Raw genomic sequence first — 25543 nt, 5'->3', positions numbered from 1 at the left:
GCCCGGTGCGCTCAGGTTGTGCAGGTTTTATAATAGACGCCTGACTGAGTAGAAGTTTTGCTCTGAAATAGTGAGCTCCAATGGTGTCTGTCAAAGAATGCTGCGATTTATGCCATTAACCAGGATGCTCTGTTCTCATCATAGATTGATTTTCAGGCAGTTGTTTTTGCATGACCGGCAAGTCCGTCATGATGGTCAGTTTTAAAGTTTTTGAAATTAAATTCCCCGGGGCGTGAACATACCAGGCCTGATAATACCGGGGTAACAGACCCGAAATGGCGATCTGATGGCAGGGGAGAGTAATACCCGTCTTTTGAGTTATCAGAAAGACAGACAATACTGTATTGCCTCAATGATGTCTGTCAGTGCTGCCCAGGCACACCCCCTGGGGACAGCAATATGATTAAGTATGTATGTGTAATGGCCGGAGGCGGAACACCCCGCAAAACTGGCAAATCAGAAATGTTAGAAGGTACATGTCATGAGAATCAATCTGCGCAGCTACAGTTATTTGCTGCTCTGGTTTGGTCTGATTGTGGTGGGATCGAGTCTGACCCCTTATTTTGCCAACGACTACCGCTATTTGCTGGTGCAGGGTACAGATGAACTTGTTTCCTCTTTCAGTGACATCATTGTCTCCCAGTACCGCCATTACTTTGAGTGGGGTGGACGCACTCCTGCGCATGTAATTGCCCAGACACTGCTGTGGTGGGGCAAGCCTGCTTCAGCTGTCTCTCAAGCCTTTGCCTATGCCGTACTCATCCTGTTTATCTACTACAACGCCTATGGCATCAAGCCAACCTTAAGACTGCGCTTTATCCCTGTCTTTATCATCACCTTCCTCCTCTTTGCACAGATGCGTGCATGGGGCGAGGTAGTTTTTAACATCGTAAGCTCTGCCAACTATTTGTGGACTACCACTATTGTGCTCATGTTCCTGCTGCCTTACCGCATTTCCATGAAGCGCGAAATTGAGCTCCACCCGCTGCTGCTCTGTCCTATGATGTTTGTGCTGGGTATTCTGGCCGGATGGTCCAATGAAAACACCTCAGCGGCTGTAGCGACTGGCCTTGGACTGTACCTGATTTACTGCTTTAGAACTCATAATCTGAGCATCTGGCAGGTTCAGGGCTATATATCTTTCCTCATTGGTTTTGCCCTGTTAATCTTTGCTCCTGGCAATCAGGCCCGTCTGTCCACCATGGAAGATAATGGCTTTGATGCTCTTGAGCACACCATCAGCTCCATAGACATTTTCTTTGAAAGTCTGCTTGCCTGCATTCTGCTTCTGACAGCATCGGTCTATCTGCGCTGGCGTGCCCGTCGCAGTGTGCTCATCGGCGATAAGTCTGTAAGTGCCGCTGCTTCTGAAAATGCATCTGAAGCCTCCGCTTCATCATCTGCTGATGACAATGCCGGACAGTCTCCGGCCTTACTGTCACGCTCATCTCCTCTGAGTGGTCCAGGTGCTCTGTTACCATCTGAATATCATGGCAGCATGTGGTTTATCTACACCGGCATGTTCACCTTATTCCTGATGATCTTTGCTCCTAATTTCCCGGCACGTTCTGCTACTCCATATACCATCTTTACCATTATCGGTATTATTGGCCTTGGTAACGTAGTGATAGAGCGCTGTGGCTCAATCTTCTCCGAGAATGTTACCCGCATCATGATGATGGCTGCTGCCCTGCTTATGACAGCCGGTATCATCAATGCCATTTACTGCACCATCATTATCAATACTGACCAGAAAGTACGTGAGGCAGAAATTCTGACTCAGCTTGAAGAGGGCCGCACCCACCTGGTAGTAAGTCCAATGCATGCCTATACCTACAAATTCCTTTATGTAGCTGATGTACGTGCTGACAAGAACTACTGGACCAACAAAATTGTCGCTCACTTCCTTGGCGTAGAGTCTATTGCCCGCAGCTGCGACTATCCGGTCTCAGGTATTAACAAGGACTTTAAGTTCTTCAGCGGCCGTTATGACAACAGCGAGTGTAACCTCAAGGTCACTACTCATCCTGACGTAAGCCCGGCTCAGAAATAGCCGCTCCACAACAGCCCTCATCCAGAAGCATGCCAGCAGCAGTACCTGTCATTATGGCTGGCACGGCTGCTTTAACAGCAGCTGCTGCAGAGCAGCCATTTGTGCTGTGAGCTGAGCAGGGCAGATTAAGAGTGAGTTATATCTGCTTTTTATCTGATACAGGCCGCGTTGCGGCCTTTTTTGACGTTAGATCTGTAACAGCCGGAAAACTTTTCCGGAGCTGGACACAAGCATATAAGCACAGGGAATGATCCATGGACAATTTTGAGTTTTACCGTCCTACAGCCTATTACTTTGGTACCGGCAGAGAGAATGAAACAGGCAAGATAGTCGCAAACCTGGGACGCAGCCGCATTCTGGTAATTTACGGCGGCGGATCCTGCGTACGCTCAGGACTGCTTGGTCGCGTAGAACAGTCCCTGAAAGATGCAGGTCTTACCTGCATGTCTCTTGGTGGTGTGCGTCCAAATCCACGTGCAGATCTCGTCTATCATCTTATTGATGAGTGCCGTCGCTTCAAGGCTGACTTTGTGCTGGCCGTAGGTGGCGGTTCCGTAATCGATACCGCCAAAGCTGTAGCTCTTGGTGCTGTTGATGACGGTGACTTCTTTGACTTCTGGACATCAAAGCGTGAGCCGAAAGCCACTCTTGGTACCGGAGTTATTCTTACCATTCCGGCTGCAGGTTCTGAAGGCTCCTCCAGTGCTGTCATTCAGAAAGAAGAGGACGGTTCCTTTATCAAGTGTGGTCTGACCTCTCCACTTAATATTCCTGTCTTTGCTATCTTAAATCCTGAGCTTACCCGCACTCTGCCTCCATATCAGACGGCCTGTGGCGCCGTGGACATGATGGCTCATGTAATGGAGCGTTACTTTACCAATACACCCGAGGTATCCATTACTGACCGTCTGTGTGAGGCCGTTATGTGCTCCATTGTAGAGACAGCTCCTCGTGTGCTGCGTGACCCCAATAACTATGAGGCCCGAGCCAATCTCATGTGGGCAGGTACCCTTGCCCATAATGACACCTGCGGTGTAGGCCGTGAGCAGGACTGGGCTACTCATGCCCTTGAGCATCAGCTCAGCGCCCTGTATGACGTAGCTCATGGTGCAGGACTGGCTGTAATGTTCCCTGCATGGATGGAGTACACCATGGCGCACAACCCTATGCGCTTTGCCCAGTTTGCCTCCCGTGTGTTCGGTGTAGCCATGGACTTTGAGGATCCTCGTCGTACTGCCCGTGCCGGAATAAGCGCCCTTCGTGCTTTCTTCAAGTCCATGGGCATGCCACTTAACTTTGAGCAGATTGGTGCCCGTGCCGAAGATATTCCGCAGCTGCTGCGCATGCTCTCCCGTGCCAAGAAGAACGTAGGCCGCTTTGTCCATCTTACCCCTGAGGACTGCGAGGCTATCTACAAAATCGCCGCCACCACCCGTGGCTGATGCGCCTCCAGCACATAGCCACAGCAACATCATCACCATCACCAGCCCATCCCTGTCTTAGCCAGCAGGCACTTGACACAGTAAGTGGCCTTATAAGCTGGGGGTTATTCGGTTTCACCGGTGTTTATTGGCAGCATATTCCCGGATCAGGGATACAGTATTTACACAGTCCTCGTATTTCACCCGGAAATACGGGGTTATTCAAAGCCCCCATATCCTTATGGATGTGAGGGCTTTTTGGTTTTATAAATCATAGTCGAAAACAATTTCTGTGCTTTGTATGTTTCATAATATGTTTTAGAGATTGTCTAGTGAAACAACTTATGGCTCTCAAGTGGTATTGAACAAAAATACTGGAGGGTTCACCGGCCCCGTTTGAAAGTGCGTAAGCTGCCATATGAAAGAGTTGCACAAATAGGGTGCCTTATGCGTGAAGCATGGGGCACCCTGTTTAGTTTCTGATTGGCAGCGGCACTTCCGCCAAAAGATCTCACTCCTTATGAGCAGTCCCCAAAACAAGGGATATTCAGCCCCATTAATAAGGTTGCGCTTATTGCTCAGCAGACCTGGTTTTCTGGCTGTTATGGTTGCGCAGATACTGGCAAGTGGCGTGGGCATGCAGCCGGGGCCGGGACGCTTTTTTGTCCTGTTTTTTCGGCTTTTTGTCCTGGCAGGAGCCGGACAGGGACCGGGCAGTGGCATTTTTGATTGTGGTGGAAGATAGATTTTTGCCGATTTTAGGGCTATGTGATTTAGGGGATGGGGGTTGAGCTGGTACTTTCAGCTTGTATACAAGCACTTTTAGTGATGAAAATGGCATGTTTATCACTTAGGTGGAGGATGAAACCCGGCAGGTGAGGTGCTGAGGGCTGTTTGTGAAATGGCTTGTATTGCGATCTATCTGCTTTTTGAGATGAAATTTTCAGCTGGCGGGTGATTTTCAGTGAAAAACTGCTCCCAAGTAGTATTTGTGGCTAAAAATCCTGTTTTCAGAGCTTAAATTACCTTAAATCTCTAAAAACAGCGTATATATGAGATCTTTATTTCAGGGAAAATGTAACAAATCGTACCTTTGAAAAAACAGAAAATACCGATTTACTGTAAAAACAGGATTTTCAAATGAAAAACGGTATCAGCCAGGTAAGGTTTTTTCAGGATCCCAGTCACATTAATCGTGTATCGGATCGCCAATAATGTGCCCATCAATCAAACAGACATGCCGGGTGCATTCGGGCCGTGAGGTCCTGAGAAATCCGGAGGGCAATCTGAATCTGACTGTTGTGGTGCTGCTCAATAGCACGTTCAGGATCTGCGGCAGATACAGATTTGTTTCAGTACTACTTTTTAACGAGTAATACATGAGCACTTGTGGCTATTACAGCCCGATGACGGTCTGCCCAGGCAGAGCGTTGTAAGGACTGCCGGCAGTTGCAGTGCAGTCTGATCAAACACTCAGCTGACAGGAAATTGTGTACCCCCACAGTCTTTCTTGCCTGAGCACAAAAAGCAATACCAGTTAGTTGAGAGAACATAAAACAGGTATAGGAGCATTAATCATGACCTCACCGTCGGGGCAGAGCAGCACTGTAAAGAGCAGCAATACCCGAAGCGACAAGCCGCTTATTGTTATTTCCATGCTGTCTATTTTGCTTATTGCAATAGCCATCAGTACCATGCCGGATGTGACCAATCAGTGGGCCAGTACCATATTTAACGGTATTACCTCTTATCTTGGCGCTATCATCCAGGCAATTGTGCTGGCAGGATTTGTCTTCATTGTCTACATAGCTATCAGCAAGTACGGCAATATCAGACTGGGTGACCAGGAGCCTGAATACAAGACCCTGCCATGGATCTTCATGTTTATCTGTGCCGGCATGGGAGCATCAGCTCTTTACTGGGGCATCATTGAGTGGAGCTACTACTATCAGGGACCAGGTCTGAGCCTTGAGCCAAACTCTACTAAAGCTATGGAAATGTCCGTTCCTTTCTCCTTCTTCCACTGGGGTGTTGGTGCATGGGGTACATATGCTGTAGCTTCGGTAATCATGGCTTACCACTTCCATGTTCGTAAGAACAAGGGTCTGGCACTGTCAAGCATCATCTCCGCCATCTTCAAGGTTCGTACCGATGGCGCTGTAGGCAGAATTGTGGATCTGATCTTCCTCAATGCCTCAGTAGGTGCTCTGACTTTATCTCTGGTCATTTCCGTAGCTACCTTAACCAACGGTCTGTCATTCCTGATCGGTACTCCTAACAACTTTACCGTTCAGGCCATTGTAACCATAGGTGCAGCCACAATCTTCGCTCTGTCAGCCTACATCGGTATCGGCAAGGGTATGCAGCTGTTAAGCTCCATCGTGGGTTACGGCTCTCTGATTCTGGCTTTCGTAGTCCTTGTTCTTGGTCCTACCCAGTTCATCGTTAACAATATCACCAGCAGTATTGGTCTTACTTTACAGAACTACTTCCAGATGTCCTTATACACTGAGCCATTTGGCACAGGCGACTTTACCAGGTCCTGGACAGTGTTCTACTGGCTGTGGTGGATTTCCTACACTCCAGGTATGGCCATGTTCGTAACCCGCGTATCTGCCGGACGCAAGATTAAGGAGCTCATCTGGGCCCTGATTATCGGCTCCACCTCAGGTTGCTGGTTCTACTTTGGTGTACTGGAGAGCTACTCAATCCACGAGTTCATCTCCGGCGGTGTTAACACAGTTGAAATTGTTAACAGCCTTGGAGGTGACGCAGCAATTGCCCAGCTGCTCGACAAGCTGCCATTAGGAACTCTGTTACTTGCTGTATTCCTGTTCCTCATGGTTATCATGCTGGCCTCTCACATGGACGCTGTAGCATACGCAATGGCTGCTACTGCAACCCGTAACCTTGGTGAAGGTGAGGATCCTTCCCGTGCCATGAATCTGTTCTGGTGTGTGATTCTGACCCTGATTCCGCTGGCCATTCTCTACACCGACGCTCCACTGTCGACTGTTAAGACCTCAGCGGTAATGACTGGTATTCCTTTCCTGGCAATTTTGCTCATTACCTTTGTAGGATTCTTAAAGTGGCTTTTCAATGACTACGGTCATGTTCCAGCCCACACCATCGACACTTACGTGCTCAAGGTTGAGGCTCACGACGAAGAGCAGAACTTCGCAGTAGGATCCAGGGTAGATGCCCGCGCTGAGGCAGAACATGCCAAAGCACTGGAAAAGGCCCGAGAAGAGGCCCGCAAGGAAGAGGTTAAGGACGATAAAACGCCCATAATCTAAAAACTGACTACGGCAGCAGGATGCTGCCAGCCCAAAAGGCACATCCCTGAGCCCCGGGCTCAGGGAAAGCAGCAGGAAGCTGCAGACAGACTAAATGCTGTCACTACCTCCCTGATAAGGGTAACGAGGTCTGACAAAGACCGCCCCGGCCTGAGCACCATCAGGTGCTCAGTGCCCTGAATTTACAGTCTCACCTTAAAGCTCAGACTGATAAAGCCCGGTCTGATAAAGCCCGGTCTGATAAAGCTAAGTCACTCAGGTGAGCAGCAGTACAGGTCAAAACCTTTCAGGGCAAGAGCCAGAACGATGCAGCGGCAGGCACGCCGCACAGTAAATAGTGCCTGGGATGCCGGTACTGTCAAATAATCACTGCCCCTGCAAAGGCCTGGATGGCCTGAAGTAGGTCATAGACGGTCTGAAGTAAGTCATAGACAGTCTGAATTAAGTCATAGACAGTCTGAATTAAGTCCATGACTTAACAGCTGAACAAAACACCAGCAGAATTACAGCGACCTTTACTGTGCCGTGAGGCTCTTAAATGAGACGGGCAGTACTGGTCGGGCTTACAGCCTCAGTTTCCTCGGGTACTGCAGATATGTACCGTATGCCCGGGACAACAGTTCGATGCTTACTGTTGAGCATCACAGAATATAAATCCTTCCGGGACTGTCAGCGTCTTTGAGGCCTGCAGTTTTATAAGAGGCATATGAAGTCTTTGACAGCGGTCCCCAGGGGCCCCGGCAGGATTTATACCCCGGAGCTTTGATCCAACATACAGGGGATTTTCAGGAGCACACCCAGGACAGCAATGTTGTTGAGGTCTGACTCCGGACGGCGCTGCCTTAAGGTCATTAATGATCTGCAAAGGCAGATACTCCTGGCTGCAGGGACGCAGCAGGGAGCGGCATAACAGCTTGTGCTGCCGGTCCGTGAGGATGATTATGGGAACTGCCCTGTAAGTGCTCCATGTAAAAACCCCCGCCGGTATCCACTTTGCGTTAACAGCCGGCCTTTTATACACACATCAGGAGATAACTATGAAAGCCTGCAGCTTCACCTTACCACATGACTTCTGCAAGGACGCCAGGAAGGCCTATACCCTGCCAGCCAGGTTCTACACCTCCCAGGATGCCTTTAACTATGAGGCTGACGAGATCTTCGCCAAGTCCTGGCTGTGCATGTGTCATGTCAGCGAGGTAGCCAAGCCAAATCAGTATGTAACCCGCGAAGTATTAAATGAGTCCATCTTAATTGTCCGTGGTCGTGACAATCAGCTGCGTGCTTTCTACAACGTCTGTCCGCACCGTGGTCACCGCCTCATCGAGGGCTCCGGCACCTGTAAGAACGTTATCGCCTGTCCTTACCACGCCTGGACCTTCAAGCTCGACGGCACCATGGCTTCCGCTCCTAACAGCGAGAACATATACGACTTCAACCTCGATGAGTCCTGCCTGACCCCAATGAAGGTCGAAGAGTACGCCGGTTTCGTATTCATCAACATGGATCCTGAGTGCAAGACCACTGTTGAAGACCAGCTTCCAGGCCTCAAGGATGCCGCTTTAAAGGCACGTCCAGAGATGTATGACCTCAAGCTGGCCGCCCGTTTTGTAACCAGGACCCCAGCCAACTGGAAGAACATCGTTGACAACTACATGGAGTGCTACCACTGCGGTCCATCCCACCCAGACTTCGCTTCCTCCGTACAGGTAAGTGACTACTGGCACAAGATGTACAAAAACTGGTCCTTACAGTGGGGTCGTGCTATCTCCTCTGACTCCTCCTTCGCTTTCGAGGGTGACAGCTCTTCCTTCTCTGGCTTCTGGCTGTGGCCATGCACCATGTGGAACGCCACTCCAGTTCCAGGCATGCTGACAGCAATCTTCGAGTACCCACTGGATGCCGAGACCACTCTGCAGCACTATGACATCTTCTTCACCAACGAAGAGCTCACTCAGTACCAGAAGGACCTCATCGTATGGTACCGCGACGTATTCCGTCCAGAGGATCTGAGTCTGGTTGAGTCCGTACAGAAGGGCCTGCATTCCCGTGGCTACCGTGGCCAGGGCCGTATCATGGCTGACAGCACCGGTTCAGGTGTTTCCGAGCACGGTATCGCTTACTTCCACTCCCTCGTTGCTCAGTACTACACTGAAGACAAGCTGGGCAAGTGCGACAAGTAAGCGCTCTGCAGCTTAAGCTCTCACTAAATGGCCGCTGCCGTCCTAATAAGGCAGTGTCCCGGACTGCTCACGAAGGTCCGGGACCCGGGCTAAGTCCCGGAGCTCACAGGTGTGTTTTAGCCCTGTTGTACTTTCGAGCAGGGCAGGACAAAAAACTTCTCAGAGCGGCCTTAAGTCGCGGTGGCGCGGCCGTCCGGCAGCAGCTGAGCGCAGGCTCAGTCAAGTGCGGGCGAACAGTCAGCTCCGTCATCGACCTCAAGGTACAGTCCTGAAATATGGACCATCCTCTGAAAGGGGCCGTAAGTAATATTCAGCTGTGCTGAATGCTGTTGCCCCTGTCCTGGACGCTGATATCATGAATCATTCTGACTCTGATTTGAGATTTCAGCGCCCAGGGCAGGAGCAGCAGCGGCTTATGGCACCGGGGCAGGCAGCCTGCGCAGCCGGCCCCTGGGGCTACCGGGAACTTGTCCGGGAGCTCCGGAACTCAGTCTGCAGTTGCAAACTGACCGTCTTACAGCCATGGTCCACCCCGCAAAAGGACAGGGATGTAAGCCAGCACAGGCCTTTACAGGCCTGAGGCCGATACCTTGTGTTCCGGCCTGCAGATGGCAGCGTTTTATGGCGCTGTCACCGGCATCAGCAATGTTCTTCCTGTCAGATACGATCGTAACGCAGTCACTGCGGCTCTCATGGCGGCAGTGCCTGAAGTGACAGCTGTGCTCCTTGACTGTCATCAGAGCCTGCAGCCAGGTTGCGATTTTCAGCTCCATACAGCGACGCAATTGAGTGGAGCTGAAATCATGCCTCAGTGTCTGTTACAGACCGGATGCGCCTGGTCTGACACGCTCGCATCTGTCAGGAGAACATATCTGGTGCAGGTTTTGCCGGGCATGCCTGTGGACTCTGTCTGCAGCTGTTTACAGGGCAGCTGCATGTCAATCCTCATGCAGCTTCTTATGGCGGTTAAACCAGAATGACCGCCATACCGGCTTTCTGCCATGCTCCATCAGGCCGCTGACCGGGCTTCCCCAGTCCAGGCAGCGGTACTGACCGGTCAGTCTCAGGCAGGCAGGTCCATCCCGCAACCGGACCTGCCAGCATGGCGCAGCTGCAAGACTGTGCTCCTCATTTTGCAGATCTGAGCAGTTAACTCAGGCTGCGCCATCACAGCCTCAAAGGAACAATTACATCTGAGCACAAAGCTGCTCACTTTCATTCGGCCTCATAAGGGCATTAACAAGACCTCAAAGTTCAGACTTTGCGGGCAGAAATTTTATTTCCTAACGTGCAGCATTAGCCGCTGCATGCCGGAGCTCAAGGGCTCATTAACAATGCATTGAGCCCCCATGCTGGACGCAACAGTGTGCCAGCCCCATGGCAAGCCATGACAAAGATTAATGGGCCAGCAGGCAACGGTATTTTCTGTCAGTAAGTAAGACTGTAAATCATAAGCAAGTCAGCAGAAAGTCGATAACCAGGCTGCATGGCTGTCATCACTGTCAGAGAAAAACAGACATCAATATCACTGCCGGAAAAGGCTGGCGCTCACAAAGTCATATGCCAGCTCTTTACCTGAGTCACATGGCAGTGGCAAACTGTCAGGATTTGCAGGCTCAAGCCTGCCAAGTTGCAATACAACAGCAGGGAGGCTGCCCGGCTCAAAGCTCAGGCAGCTCCGGCTTTGTCACCGCTATTACGGTTGGCAGGGCAATAGGGCCATGATTAAGGTCCGGCCAGTTGGTCATTGGAAGCAAGACAGTTACTGACCCTCACTTGATGGTGATTTGCCCCGAGGGGCGCAGCAAGCCAAAATATGCACAGCTGCACAGCTGCACAGCTGCACGGAAGTACAGCCGGCAAACAGATGCACAGCTGCACGGAAGTACAGCCGGCAAACAGATGCACTGCTGCACGGAAGTACAGCCAGCAGACCATGTTGTAATTCACAAAGCCAGAAGGTGGCTCTAAGAACCATACTCTGATGAGCCGTGTCAGAGCGACAGCATTGAAGACAAGGCAGCCCATTGCTGAAAGTCAGGTGCGGTGAGGCTGCATGGTTTCAGGAACAGACAAAACCGTCTAAATCAGGATACAAAAAATATGGAAAACAACTTCATTGACGTAAAGATTACTGAGATTGAGCAGCTCTCCCCTTTGGTAAAGCGCTTTACCCTCAAGTCTGCTGACGGTTCAGATCTCCCTGAGTTCACCGGTGGTGCCCACATCTATCTGCAGTTTGGCTCCGGTGACAGGCAGTTCTCCAATGCCTACTCCCTGTGCTCCTCTCCTTTTGATCGCTCTGCCTGGCAGGTTGCCGTAAAGAAGGAAGTAAACGGCCGTGGCGGCTCCATCTTCATGCACGATGAGCTCAAGGTCGGCGACGTTATCAAGTCCAGCACTCCAAACAATCTCTTTGCCCTCGATGGCTCCTCCGCCTTCCTGCTCATCGGCGGCGGTATTGGCATTACCCCATTCATGTCCCAGATTCATGAGCTGGCCAAAGATGGCCGCAAGTACGAACTCATGTACTTAAAGCACGATGATGAGGATGATGTCATTGAAAAGGAACTGACCACCGGCCAGTTCAAGGATTCAGTCAAGGTTCACGTAACCGCCCGTGGCACCCGTGCCGATCTCGATGCCGTATTTGCCGCTCTGCCTGAGGGCACTGCCATTTACGCCTGCGGTAACTCAAAGCTCTCCGATGCCTTAAAGAGTCTGTGCAAGAAACACAATATCGATGAGAAGAGACTGCATATTGAGTACTTCGAGGTTGAGCCGTCCTCCAACGGTGCCTTTACTCTGGTACTTGAGAAGTCCGGCATCACTGTCGAAGCCAAAGAAGGTGAGACCGTACTGATGGCCATCGAGCGTATCAAGGGCCCTAAGATTCAGTGCCTGTGCCGTGCCGGTGCCTGCGGTACCTGTGAGGTTAATGTGCTTGAGGGCGAGGTTGCCTACAACGACCAGTACTACGAGGATGACGAGCGCGATAACAAGCGCCTCCTGGCCTGCTGCTGCTCCGGTAAGTCCGGCAAGCTGGTTCTGGACCTGTAATTATCAGGCACACACGACAGCCTGACACAGCGGCCAGCAAAATGCCGCAAGGCAGCGCCCATGGGCCATATGCTCATGATGGCTGTGCCCATGATGGCCATGCCTGTAAAGGTCATGCACATGACTGTTTATCCCATGGTGGCTGTCCCCATAAAGGCCGTGCCCATGGTGCCCATGCCCTGATGGGCAGGTCTCTTGCCAGCCCTGAAACCGCCATGCCACAGTGCGATGTGACGCGCTGTGGTCCGGTGCCGCCACGGGCAATCAGAATAACGATTATCATTTTGGTTGTTAGATACGGTCGTCACCAACTGGCGGCCGTTTTTCTTTTGTGTAGCCAGCTCACCCGATAACACCATATCAGAACAGGCATGCTGCGCTGTTACGCAGCAGCTGCTGCCGCTGCCGCTGCTGCTGTCGCTGTCAACCATAATTCTGGCGCCTGCAAAGAGTCAGACCTGACGAGGCAGGAGTATCTCACGCTCAACAAGTCTTACCATCAAGACTTGCAGACAGCCCATGTCATGCCATGCCATGTCATGCGATGCCATGCCATCGCAGCGCAATGCCATGATGTTTATGGGGACCTGGCTGCTGAAGGCCCGGGGGAAAGCCTGGCAGAAAAACAGTAAGTTCAGGTGGTTAACAGGTAGTTCTGGTCTTTTTTGATGCAGCTGTTCGGCTTTGATGACACAGTTTTGCAGATGTAAATTATCCATCCAGGCAGGGACATTTTAAAAAGTCCTTTTATATGGGAATCACAGCAGGGAACGGACCTGCATGGGGATTTTGCCTGACCTCATGACCGCTGCAGTGCTATTGCGCTCCGGCTCCGGCCTCAGTAATATTTTCCCATGCAGTTTATTATTGATATGCTGCGCTGATCATTGCTCAGATGCAGTTTCGTCAGGATCTCAAAGCACTCAAAGTACTCATACAGAGCAGGCCTCAGCCTGCTAAAGCATGCTTAAGCTGAAGATGTCGTTGCGGGCCTCTGTCATAAAGAGGCAGCCAGGCCTGTCCTGCAGACAGCAAACGCAGAGCAGAGCTGTCCTGCAGACCGCATATGCAGACAGCCAGCATCCTCAGTATCTTGATTTATCTGTACAGAAAAGCCGGGTATCCTCATGAATAAGTACACCTGGCTCAGCATGAGTACCTAAGCTCATTCTGCCTCATATCTACAGTAAAGCTCATGACCTGGTCTTAATCGAAGCCCAATGGCCTGCAGCCCGACCACTCTACTTACAGTCATTATCAGTACGGGGCTGACAGTTGCTATGGCGCCTTACCAGCAATGTAAGTGCTGGCGGCCATATCACAAAGCCATGGTTCTACACCTTTTTACATTGGGACTGGCTTGCAGAGGGGCATGCTTTACCACTACAGAATTTAAGGAACAATACATAAGGCCAGCTTTGACAGAGCGTCAGAGGGCCGCAGAGTTTTGTCCTTATACCTTTCCTCTTTTTGTATCCAGGGCGGGCTCTTCGGACCCCGCCTTTTTACATCCTGATACTTGTCTCTGGCTTTCAGCCTGCACCATCCCCCTGTCTGCCCTTGCTGCCTGACTTTCAAAAGGCTGCACCCTACATCAGAAAATTAGTTCAAAACGTCCGCACCATACATCAGCAAGTTAAGACAAAACGTCCGCTCCAGTACCTTTACCCTGAAGTCACATCATCATGGCCACTTACTGGGTAATCACCACCTTTGCTGTCTGGTCAGGCATGATGGGCAGCTATGGTACATGATTAATTTCAGCAGGGTTATTATTTGTGGCAATTTGACAATAGAACTTCACAAAACATATAGTAGAGTGTTTATTTCAGATGGGTGTCACATGGTTGCAGGCATATGTCTGATGTCCTGTTGTACGTCTGGACGTAGCAGACTGCGTACAGCCAGTGCCGCATATTTCTTAGTAAAAGCATCCTCACGTGCCGTCAGAGGCGTGGGCTCAAGGCGGCAAAATAGCGGCAAAATTGTGGCAAGGATGGGGTGGCAATGTGGCAAAGTATTGGCGGCAAATGGGGCAAAAGGCGGCAATTTATGCGGCAATGTGTCTTTTGTAAAGCGGCAATGTTTTACTGTTGGTGCAGGCAGTTTTTTGCCGGTTTTATAAAGCGGCAAATCATGGCCATGGTGCGGAGGGGCAAGTATTGTCATGGCAAAGGACAGCTTTTGCCAGGAGGAATACATCTGCCGCTGCATGGCAGTTTGCATGGATATGGGGATGAACTGATCTGCTAAATTGTTGGGGCATGATTTTGCCATGGCAAATGGCATTGTTTGCCATATGGCAGGGAGGCAAATAAGTGCCCTGGATGATGGCAAAAGCTTGCCTGCGGCAGGGGCAAAATCAGGCCAGTGGCATGGGCAAAAGTCGGCCGGAGGCAGGGGCAGCGATCTGCCATCAGGATGGCAAAAGCATGGCAATACTCTGCCTTAATGCCTGGCCATAGGACGGCAATTTCTGGAAGACACTTACAGAGAACTTCAAGCCAGTAAGCTCAGCTGCAGGCCTGCATAGCCTGATATGACAGAGTATGCAGCTTCTTATGACCGTGCAGTCCCTGGGGCCTGAGCTGCAGTTTTGGCGCACAGATTCCGGGGACAGAGCTCGTGCTCTTTAGAGCCAAAGCATGCGCCCTGGGAGATCCAAAGTATGCGCCATGGGAGAGCCAAAGCATGCGGCCAGGGATAGTCCATCAGACAGTTATGATCTCAATGAAGTCGTATACCAGTCAGCTAACCACACATCACTAAATCCCGCCATTGAGTGAGTCTGATGACCTTCATCCAACAGGCCATCATTCATCCTTATATTCGGCCTGTCGCAATAGCTCCTTATGTCCGCACCTTCATCAACAGGGAAATATCAGCATATATGCATGCATGCATGTTGATGTGCTCGGCGCGAAAGGAGGGCTTAGTTTCGGTTGGCAGCCTGGGACAGGGAGCAGTTGTCTGTGCCATAAAGATCAAAGGCATCGCCCTTGACAGGGTGATGCCTTTGTCTTATCAGGCGCATGGCGCCATATTACTTGCCTGAGCTTTGCTCCTGAGGCTGATCCTGAGTGGCGTCCTGAGCTTCAGGCTGAGCAGCTGGCACAGCTGCATCAGCATCTGCTGCGGCGGCAGCCGGTGCCTCAGCATCGGCGTCGGTGGATGCGCCGGCAGCGGCGTCCGGGGCATCCGCAGGAGCTTGCAGAGGCTTTACCGGTGGGATTTCGTCGCGGTCGGTGAAGATGTACTTCTTGTCGAAGGCCTCAACCGGGATTGGGCGGTCGTAGTAGTAGCCCTGAGCCAGGTCGCAGTCGATGCTCTTTAAGAACTCGACATCTTCGTTACGCTCCACACCCTCAACTACAGTACGGATACCAAGCTCCTTGGCCAGCTTGGACAGTACACGCAGAATCATGTGATTCTTCTTGATCTGCTCAGGATCTTCAGCCAGCAGGAACTCACGGTCGAACTTGATTTCATCAATGTCCAGACCGGCCACAATGTTCAGGGATGAATAGCCTGAACCGAAGTCATCAAGTGCAATGGACAGACCCAGAGACTTGAGTTCATTGATGCGGTTGTTGAGCTCGTTTACGTTGTGGGTGGCCAGATCCTCAAGTACCTCGATAACCAGATACTTTGGCGGAATATTGTACTTGTTGATGATGGCGCGCAGCTTGTCGGTATAGCCCTTCTGGAAGATGAGCAGCTTGGTCTGGTTGATGGAGTAGTAGATAGGCTCTACACCATTGTCCAGATAGTAGCGGATGCGGGCACAGGCCTTGTCAAACATGTACAGGTCAAGCTCGGTACAGAAGCCGTTCTGCTCAAAAAGCGGAATAAAGTCGTTTGGATAGACGATTACATCGCTGTCTGAAATCCAGCGCACCAGAGCTTCAGCTGCGTAGACCTTGCCGGTGGCCAGATCGATCTTAGGTTGCAAGAAGAGCTTGAACTCCTCATTCTTGAGGGCATTGCGCATGCTCTTTTCAATGCTGTGCAGGAAGGCCTCTTTCTTATAGGCATTTTCATCATAGAAGCGCACGGCATGGGTGTAGCTCTTGGAGACCTGTTTCTTGGCAAAGTCTGCACGGGAAACAATCTTCTCAGGGGTGAGATCAGGATAGGTAAAGGCCACGCCTGCATACATAACAATAGGAATAGTTGAAACTTCAATATTGATATGACGACAGCACAGTTCCATGATGCGGCGTACTTCGGCATCAACCTCAGCCTGGTCACGCAGACGCAGCATGAGAATGAACTGGTCAAGCTCATGGTGACAGAACATCATAACGCTGTCCCGCTCACGCAGCTCACGGGCAATAATGCGCAGCAGCTCGTCAGTCTGAGTCTCTCCAAGCACATCCTGGATATAGCTGAAGTCGTGGATATTCAGAGAAACTACCGAGTAGCTGGAATTAGTGTTAGTGCGGTAGTCTATATTGCTGAACTCCAGCAGAAACTTCTGATAGTTGTAGGCGCTGGTTACAGGATCGTAGTGAGCAATCAGCAGCTGGGTCTTGTAGCTGCTCTTCATGCTGATAAAAAGGTAAATGGCAATAAAGGCACACAGAGTAAAGATCACCACCAGAGATACGATCAGAATCATGATGGACTTGAAGTAAGGGCTCTGAGTGAACTCATTGGAACTGATGGTGCCGATATACCAGTCTGAGAAGCCAAGAGGAGTAAGAGTTATTAAAAAGCTCTTGTCATTGATAGTGGTCTCGATATGAACAGGATTCTTGGAGGCAAGACCTGCCTTAATCTGATCCTGGGTGCGGCCCTCAAAGGCCTTGAAGTCGGCAATATACTTGGTGTCACGTGGCAGGATGCCATTAACGCCACGGGAGAAGATATAGCCTGAGGCTGTACACAGGAAGGTATCAAGACCCTGATTTACCATGGACAGCTGCTCAAGAGTATTATCAAAGGAGCTCTGGCTGACCACGCCTGACAGGGCGCCCATAACATTGCCTGAGGTGGCATGAACAGGGGCGACATAGGTCAGGATATCTGAACCAATGGTAGGGGAATAGTAAGGAGCCGAAACGGCCGAGCGTCCCAGCCATGCAGCGGAAATGGCTACCTTTACCTGTGATGGGAGATTCATATAGTGGGAGTCAGTACGGGCACCTGATATGGAGACCTGCTCGCATGAACCGTCCAGATTCCAGAAACCTACCACCTCAAAAGGAATGTTGTCGGTACCAACAGCGCTGTAGGTCTTGGTAATGTCATCACTCTTGGTGGTGAACATGGCCAGAGTACGCAGGGCACGCATTTCACCCTGAGCCTTACGCTTGATGGTAATGGCATATTCGGAAATGGCGGCCTCCAGCTCCGAGCTGTTGGAGGAGTTGTAGACGTAGGAAACTACCTTGAAGGTAGCAAAGGCAAAGAGTGACAGCAGCAAAAGGCTGATAACCGAAATGGCCGATACTTTGCGCAGTCCCTGTTTGAGCTTGATTTCACTTATGTAACTGACCATTTAATGTTCCTTATTGCACAGAGGGTGCAATATCTCCTGACGTTCTACAGCAGGTACATTCAGTGTACCTGAAGTACTGAAAGCTTGAATATCTGTCCCTCGGGCCAGTTTTCTTACAGCATCTGGCATAAGGCGGTCCCCTGGCAGCTGGACATAGTATCAGCCTTACAGCTTGTGTACAGCAGCATTAACTGGGGCTCATGCCAGGGACAAAAGAACATGACCGTGCTGGCATTGCTGATGCGGCAGCGGCCATGAAGAATAAAACTGCAGTCCATTATGGGACCTGGTGCCCCTGAAGGGACCTGAAGTCCGTGACGGGACCTGGAGTCCATTATGGGACCTGGTGCCCCTGAAAGGAACTGAAGTCCGTGATGGGACCTGGTACCCATGCAGGCCTGTGCCTGTCGGGGCATTTGGGGCCCGACGGCTTTATGCTCCTTATAATTTGCAGGCAGCAGCCTGACGCAGTGGCGCACAGTGCGCGGGTAATATGGCTGGAGCCTTAAAGGAGTTGGCAATGTTAACTGGGTGGGGCTGCATCCTCATCATGTATATGGAGCAGACCTCCTGATGTTATTCGATATCCTGCCTCATGTCTGGCAAAGGGCCAGTGCCCGGTCATGACTTAACCTGGTGGTCCTGTACAGTATGCCTGTAATGGCTGCTATGGGGCAGAGGGGGCTCTTAAAGTAAGAGCTCACAATTAAGCATACTGTTCACAGCAGTTACGGAATTTCAGCTCTGTGGCCGTGCTGGCGACATGTCCGGGCTGGGAAGTTTACCCTGGTCAACAGCCTTGCCGTTGGAGTATTTTGGGGGACTCTCACCGCACTGCTCCATAATTTGACTCTGGAAGATGCTCCTGTACAGGCATATAACCAATGCTGCATGACGTGGAGCTTTATACCATGGCCTTTAAGAGCCACGCAGCAGATCCTTAAGTATCAGTTCTCCGCATCAGCAGATTCATGCAATGAACGCGCAGCCTGATGACATGCTGTAAGAGCCGTCAGAACAGTCCGAACAGACTGTGATTTTCTGGAAGCGTACTGGTGATTATATCTACAGACGCAGGATTATTTTGTGACCGGCTCACAAAAGATACAGAAACAGTTACAAAAAATCTGATCAATTTGTGCTTTTCAGGCCTTGCTTCACCTTATCACATTCCGTTTTGGCTGATATCTATGCAAGTAAATCATAATTTATGCCGAAGCAAGGCCGCATTTTACCTGCAAAAATGGAGATAGATATATATATGTGTGTGTATTTGCTGCACAAATATATTATCCCTGCAAATTAATCCTGGAGCCCTCATAAGGACTTCCTGACAGAAACCATGCCCCATAATGGTTAAGTCACTGCATGAAAATGGGCATTCGCCCCGCTATACCCATATGGGCCGGCAAGGCTGGTACCGTCACCATGTCTGTAAAAGCTGTCATGGTAAGCCTTGCTGGCAGGCACAGTCTGGTGACGGGGCGGACGGAGCAGACCGGTTCAGACTGGCGCATGAAAAAGGGCCGCTCCTTGCGGGGCGGCCCTTTTTTGGGGGGACCGCCCGTTAAGGACGGTCTGTTTTTAGTGATATGGACGGCGGCGGCTTGGCTTGCGGCGCGGTGTATCAGCCACCATGGTGCCCCTTGCAGTATGCATGGAGACCAGCTGGGTCTTCAGGGCCGAGCGTGGGCGAGCCGGTTCAAAGTTGCCAAACTGGTGGGATACTACAGTGCGCAGAATAGGCACTTCCTCCTCACGGCGGCGCTCATTTCTGATGACCTGGTAGCCCAGGTTGTCATTACGGCTGCGACGCTCTGGACGGGCTGAGCGGCTGCGCTCATTACGTGAGCTGCTGCGGCTGTCGCGTGAGCTCTTGCGATCATTGTGGCTGCCACGCTCGGTGCGGCTGGAGCTGCGCTCATTTTTACGTGATGCGCCTTTGTCAGCCTTGCGTGAGCTGCGCTCTCCGCGATCACCGCGTTCACCACGACCGCCGCGCTCAGCGCGGTCGTTGCGCTCATTGCGGGAGATGCGATCTGAACGCTCGCTGCGGTCCTTGTGGCCGTCGCTGCTGCGCTCGCTGTTACGCTCAGCGCGGCGCTCATTCTTGCGGCTACGGCGCTCAGAGAAGCTGTCTCCAAAGAGGCCGGTCAGGGCATCAGGGCTGTCGCTGTGTACTTCACTGATGCGATCCCATGGGTTGATCACCAGACCACTGCTGCTATCGGATCTGCTGTCAGACTTGCTGTCGCTGTTACGCTCGCTGCGAGCAGCACGCTCTTTACGATCGGCGCGATCGCTGCGCTCCTTGCGCTCACGGCGGCTGGCGCGCTCGCCATCACGGTGTTCTCCGGAGGTGGTGCCTTCATCATGATCACTGGCGCGGCTCTGTGACTGGCTGTCAGCTCGGCCTGATGACTCTTCAGCTGAGCTGCCTGAGCTGCGCTCATCGCGCTTGCGTGCACTTGCGCCGACGCCTGCGCGTACACTGTCGCTGGTGGCTGCGCGTACACTGTCGCTGGAGGCTGCGCGTGCACTGTTGCTGGCGGCTGCGCGGTCAATAGCACCTGTGGTAGAGCTGGACTCACGGCTGTCGTCGTCATCGTCGTCGTTGAGCAGACGATCGATTAAGTCGCCGTCAAAAAGTGCAGTCTGGTCTTTGCGTCCTGAGGCTGCACGGTCCTTACTGTCGCGGCGGTCACGACTGTGCTCACGGCGGCTGCCTGAGCTGCTGTCGCTGTCATCTCCTGCACGCCCGGCACGGCGCTCGGCGCGGTTGCGGTGCTTCTTGCCAATCTCTTCTCTGGTTCTGTCGGTAAGGTAGTCATCCTTGAACAGATCCATGTCAGTAAAGGAGCCATGGTTATCCAGATCGTCAAAGCGATCAAAGGACTGAATGGCCTGGCTTACAGCACGAGATACAAGGTTACGGCCTGGCATGTTCTCACGGCTCTCATCAAAGAGGGCATCGGCGCGGTTGCCTGGTCTTACCGGCATGCCTTCGCCACTGATCATGGCGGCTCTTTCAGCAAGGTTTGCCGGAGTAGAGTCCGGATCAAGGGTCAGTTTGGCCAGATGGCGGTTATAGGCGTTGCGCTCTTCTTGTGCTCTCATACGGGCAGCCTCACGTTTCTGCTGTTTGCTTTCAGCCTTGGCTGTCTTGAAGTCAACACGGCTGCGTCCTGTGGAGCTTTTGTTCTCGCTCCTTTCCCTGTTTTCAGGCTCACTGGATCCTGAATTGTCATTCTTGCACCAGGCATTAGTGCTGTCGTCTGCAGCACCGTCGCGTGCAGCACGGGCACTGCCAGCACCGGCACTGCCTGAAGTGAATGAGCCAGCCCTGGATGCGCCCGGAGCGGTGTCGGTAGCTGAGCTGCCGCCTGAGTTTTTGCCTCTGGCTTTTCCTGAGCTCTTTGCCTGGTTTTCGGTGCCTTTACCGCCCTTGCGTGATCCGCTGCCTGAGAGCTCGGAACGTGATCCTGAGCCATTGCCAGAGTCGCTGCGCTTATCTGAGGTGGTCAGCTGCAGCGGGCTGTCGCCGGCGCTGGCACTGCCATCACGAATCTTGCGATCCTTGCGTCCTTTCGTCACGCTCAAGGTGTCTGTATTACGCATCTCGGTGCCAATGATGTACTGCTTGATGAACATCTCAAGGAAGAGCAGGAACATGGCAACAAGCAGAGGACCGAAAATCAGGCCCATGAAGCCAAACAGAGGCAAACCGGCAATCACACCGAAAATGGTGATTAGAGGGTGGGTATCGGCCATGCGCTTTTGCATGAACATGCGCAGTACATTGTCACACTGGGAAATGACAATCATACCGTAACCGGCAATATAAAGAGCAGGTCCAAGGCCCTGTTCAAAATACTGGGCAATGGCCAGAGGAATCCAGACCAGCATGGAGCCCACGATAGGAATCATGGAGGCAAAGCCGGTCAGCACACCAAAAGCAATTGGATTGTTCAGGCCACAGAACATGTAACCTACTGCAGCTACACCGCCCTGAATCATGGCCAGTACTGGAATGCCGATAGCGTTGGAGCGCACCAGAACAGAAATACGGGAGATGATGGTGTGCTTGTTGGCGTCAGAAAACGGCAGACAGCGGGCAATGGAGCGTTCCATCCTGACACCGCCTGAAAGCAGGAAGAACAGGATGAGAATGGTGGTGAACAGATTGATGGCTGCGTTGTTGATACCGGCCATGAGCATGTTCATGAAGGCCGTACCCTTGGCTGTTATGAAAGCCACGGATTTTTCAGACACAATCTGCAGATGGGTAGTGCGCTCCAGATAGCGTATGGTATCGGTAAAGCGTTTGATAATTACCTGGACGTCAAAATTGACGTTCTGTACAAGGTCAATGAGATACCACATGCCAGCTGACAGTGGCAGCATGACGAAGATGGTTACACCTATGGTGATAATCCATGGAGCAGCACCGGGGGAGAAGCGGTTGGCCAGCATCAGATTGACGCGGCGCAGCAGAATATAGAGGGTAATGGCACCAAGGGTACCGTTTAAAAATGGCAGGGCCTGATAGAAAAGCAGACCACCAAGAATAAGAATGAGTCCTACCAGGATCCACTCAAAATAACGTTCGCGTGTATGGCTCAAAACTGGCCTCGAAAAGCTTCAAAGACTTAACAATGTACACACGCATCTCAAGACAAAATAAAGCCGCCCGCAGGCATGCCCTACAGCAATAGCAGGCTTGCCAGCCTGTGCCCTGCAGCGCTGGCATGCTCGCCAGTATGTGTACCGCAGTAATGGCAGGCTTGCAGGGCTTTGCCCTGCAGGGCTGGCGTGCTTGCCTGCAGGTCCGGCCTGGCAATACCATGCAGATCCAGGTCGGGCCAGGTGCTGGCGCAATGCCGTGAGCGCTGGGACATATGTCTGCAGAACTCAAAAGTCTGCAGTGTCACACAAACACATGCCCACCGGGCTTAAAGTCCGCATGTTGCACTGATCTGGCATACACAGCATCGGTCAGGCACTGTGCTGTCCTGCGCAGCAAAATGCTGCAGGATCAGGCTGGTGCCAGGATCACACAGTGCCATGCTGCAGTGCAGCGGCACAGGTCGCCGGGCACGCCACAGCATGCAGTCCAGTCTAAGGGGCCGTCACTGACAGATCTGCCTGAATACAGGCATTTATCCTTTTGCAATAGAGTATGCCCGCTCATTGGCCTGATGCGGCCTGCATCTCAGCCGGTCACTTTATCTGGCCCAAAGACTGATCTTATGGGCAGCACAGTGCAGCTGCAAACGAGCTGCAGCGGCTGTGCCCATGGCCAGAGGTCTTACTCCAGGGACGTGATTTCCCATTTGGAGCAGCTCCGGATTGACGCTGTACTCTGGACTTACCCTTTGGAGCAAGTCCGGGATGACGCTGGACTCGGGCCTTACTCTTTGGAGCAAGTCCGGGATGAAGCTGGGCACGGGCTTTGGCAGTGCTCAGGCCGGAGCCTTCAGCAGAGCTGTCAAAGTGGACAGGTTGTGCTGATCCGGCGGCACAGCCGGCTGCGGCAAATGCCGCTGTCAGCAGCATTGTCTGATAAAGTCAGTTGCGTGCTGCTAAGGCAGTTGCGGCTTCATCCGGCAGCGGGCCTGCAGGTGCAGCGCCGGTTAAAAAGCGTTGCTGTCAGGCCTTGCCAGGAAAGTTCAGGGCAACCATTGTGTAAGACGTTCATACCTTAAAGGTCACGTATCTGGCATGAGCTCAGTACGTAAAGCAGATCATGATACAGGTCTGCTGGCGGCCTTAAACAGCTGTATGGTGACTGTAAGGAGCTTATGCCTTTGCCTGTATCTGCTGCTCAGCCGTCAGCTGAGCTCGTTGCTTTCTGCGCTCTTTGCTCTGTACCTGCTCCACAGTAGTCCTTTTGGCTGGCCTGTGAGCATTCTGTCTGCAGCATACTGCATTAACAGTGTTGGGCTCAGGGCTTTACCGGTGCACTAAAGTGCATATTCCGGCAGGACATAATTTCAAAAAGAGGGAGCAGTTAACCTGCAGATCAGGCCAGCAAATGCCTCTAACCTGATACTCCAGGCCTTAAGCCAGGTCCCGCCAGGTTGCAAAAGCTGCAGCATGGGGCCAGGTACCTGATGTAAAGAATGCAGGTGATACGCTCCAATTAGAGCAAGTACTTAAAGAGCTGTAAGCTCATACGGTTGCCTGATGGATCAGAACGCGGCCATATTTTCAGGGAGTTAAGCATCTTTACCCGGAAAAGAAGGCGGCGTCTGCCATGGTAATTTGCCTGTACTTAAGACAGGCACAGAAGGCTTAAAAGCCGTCTGAGTTTTGCTGGTGCTGTTGTCTTGAAGATGCGACCATGCCAGGAATCTTTATAAAATCCCTGGCGTGGACACACCACCGACCCCGTCACTCTGTAAAGCACAGACGGAGACGGCAGAGCTGGTCAGCCATGATGCCACTGGAGCACAAAGCTGCTCTCAGTAATGAACAGCAGCACAGAGCCCTGCATTTACAGGGCTCTTGCTCTTTTATGTCAGTATCTGAAGAACACAGCCTTTATGACAGTATTGCCAGATACTGACCACGCAAAGACAGGTCCATAGCCGCAGCTTTGCTGCTGCCCTGCAGCCTGTCCTGGCAGTGCAGGATTACAGAGTGGCAGTAATCTTGTCGGCAATACCGATATAGGTCTCTGGAGTGAGCTTGCGCAGCTGCTCCTTTGCCTCCTCAGGAATTTCCAGAGTTTCGATAAAGGCCAGCATGGTCTGAGCATTAACCTCACGGCCACGGGTCAGCTCCTTGAGCTTCTCGTATGGATTGGCAATGCCGTAGCGGCGCATTACGGTCTGGTATGGCTCAGCCAGAACTTCCCAGTTGCTGTCGAGCTCGGCACGTACGTGAGCCTCATTGGCCTGTAACTTGGAAATGCCCTTTAAAGTGCTCTTCCAGGCAAGTACGGAGTAACCGCAGGCTACGCCCAGGTTACGCAGTACGGTTGAGTCGGTCAGATCGCGCTGGAAGCGTGATACTGGCAGCTTGGCAGCCAGGTGAGCGAAGATGGCATTGGCAAGACCAAGGTTGCCCTCGGAGTTCTCAAAGTCGATAGGGTTGACCTTGTGAGGCATGGTGGATGAGCCGATTTCACCGGCAATGGTCTTCTGGGTGAAAGTACCGTAGGAGATATAGCCCCAGATATCGCGGTCAAAGTCGAGCACAATGGTATTGAAACGCTCAAGGGCGTTGAACATCTCGGCAATGTAGTCGTGAGGCTCAATCTGAGTGGTGAAAGGATTGAAGGTAATGCCCAGGGACTGTTCAAACTTCTGGGACAGCTCTGGCCAGTTAACCTCAGGATAGGCAGAGTAGTGGGCATTGTAGTTACCTACAGCGCCATTCATCTTGCCCAGAATTTCAACAGCAGCAATCTGGTTGCGTTGACGGCGCAGACGGTAGGCTACGTTGGCCATTTCCTTACCTAAGGTGGTAGGAGAGGCTGGCTGACCGTGGGTACGGGCCAGCAGAGGCAGGCTGGCATACTCATGAGCCAGACGGGAAATTTCGCCAATGAGCTTGTCACATAATGGCAGAATGACCTCGTCACGGGCAGTCTTGAGCATCAGAGCGTGGGAGTTGTTATTGATATCCTCAGAGGTGCAGGCAAAGTGGATGAACTCCTTAACCTGGGCCAGCTCAGGATTGGAGGCGGTCTTGTCCTTCAAGAAGTACTCAACGGCCTTGACGTCGTGATTGGTTACAGCTTCACGGCGCTTGATGTCCTCGGCATCCTCAACGGAGAAGTTCTCAATAATGCCATCGATGAAAGCAATGGCCTCAGCTGAGAACTCTGGCACTTCCTTAATCTCTGGACAGGCGGCCAGCATTTTGAGCCAGGTGAGCTCAACCTGCACTCTAAAGCGCATTAAACCGTATTCGGAGAAAATGGAACGCAGTTCCTGAACCTTGGACTCATAGCGACCATCGAGCGGTGAAATCGCTGTTAAAGGCGATAATTGCATAACTAAACCTCAAAATGACAAGCACAT

Annotated in this window: 11 protein-coding genes; 5 read left to right on the top strand and 6 right to left on the bottom strand. The window is 51.9% G+C overall.

What is annotated here, in order from left to right; genetic code table 11:
- Positions 1–481 precede the first annotated feature (481 nt).
- The 5 genes from MXE41_RS07170 to MXE41_RS07150 all read left to right on the top strand — a co-directional run bounded on the left by MXE41_RS07170 (position 482) and on the right by MXE41_RS07150 (position 12010).
- A complete protein-coding gene (locus MXE41_RS07170) occupies positions 482–2053 on the top strand; it encodes a DUF6056 family protein (RefSeq protein ID WP_247100011.1) in 1572 nt (523 codons plus the stop codon).
- 254 nt (positions 2054–2307) lie between these two features.
- Positions 2308–3495 carry an iron-containing alcohol dehydrogenase gene (locus MXE41_RS07165; protein ID WP_246977429.1) on the top strand — a complete coding sequence of 396 codons (1188 nt, stop codon included), beginning with the start codon at positions 2308–2310 and terminating at the stop codon, positions 3493–3495.
- Between the two features lie 1556 nt (positions 3496–5051).
- Positions 5052–6770, top strand: a complete 1719-nt coding sequence (locus tag MXE41_RS07160) for a BCCT family transporter (protein ID WP_281503563.1) — start codon at positions 5052–5054, stop codon at positions 6768–6770.
- Positions 6771–7807: 1037 nt separating this feature from the next.
- Positions 7808–8950: a ring-hydroxylating oxygenase subunit alpha gene (locus MXE41_RS07155; protein ID WP_246977428.1), complete on the top strand. Its 1143-nt coding sequence runs from the start codon at positions 7808–7810 to the stop codon at positions 8948–8950.
- Between the two features lie 2103 nt (positions 8951–11053).
- A complete protein-coding gene (locus MXE41_RS07150; protein ID WP_247100010.1) occupies positions 11054–12010 on the top strand; it encodes a PDR/VanB family oxidoreductase in 957 nt (318 codons plus the stop codon).
- Between the two features lie 128 nt (positions 12011–12138).
- Here the strand turns inward: MXE41_RS07150 and MXE41_RS07145 are convergent, their stop codons facing one another.
- The 6 genes from MXE41_RS07145 to purB form a co-directional block, all read right to left on the bottom strand.
- Positions 12139–12441: a hypothetical protein gene (locus MXE41_RS07145; protein WP_247100009.1), complete on the bottom strand. Its 303-nt coding sequence runs from the start codon at positions 12439–12441 to the stop codon at positions 12139–12141.
- Positions 12442–12462: 21 nt separating this feature from the next.
- Complete coding sequence (locus tag MXE41_RS07140; protein WP_247100008.1) at positions 12463–12729, bottom strand: hypothetical protein; 267 nt, start codon at positions 12727–12729, stop codon at positions 12463–12465.
- 1120 nt (positions 12730–13849) lie between these two features.
- Complete coding sequence (locus MXE41_RS07135; RefSeq protein ID WP_247100007.1) at positions 13850–14287, bottom strand: hypothetical protein; 438 nt, start codon at positions 14285–14287, stop codon at positions 13850–13852.
- Positions 14288–15053: 766 nt separating this feature from the next.
- The gene (locus MXE41_RS07130; protein ID WP_247100006.1) at positions 15054–17513 is read right to left on the bottom strand and encodes an EAL domain-containing protein; all 2460 of its coding nucleotides are present in this window, start codon (positions 17511–17513) and stop codon (positions 15054–15056) included.
- A 1584-nt stretch (positions 17514–19097) separates the two neighbouring features.
- A complete protein-coding gene (locus tag MXE41_RS07125; protein WP_247100005.1) occupies positions 19098–22136 on the bottom strand; it encodes an AI-2E family transporter in 3039 nt (1012 codons plus the stop codon).
- Positions 22137–24148: 2012 nt separating this feature from the next.
- Positions 24149–25516, bottom strand: a complete 1368-nt coding sequence (purB, locus tag MXE41_RS07120) for an adenylosuccinate lyase (protein ID WP_246977422.1) — start codon at positions 25514–25516, stop codon at positions 24149–24151.
- Positions 25517–25543: the final 27 nt, after the last annotated feature.

This window comes from Anaerobiospirillum sp. NML120449 (assembly GCF_023051105.1).
Classification (GTDB): Bacteria; Pseudomonadota; Gammaproteobacteria; order Enterobacterales; family Succinivibrionaceae; genus Anaerobiospirillum.
This window is presented reverse-complemented; position numbering and strand designations above follow the sequence as displayed.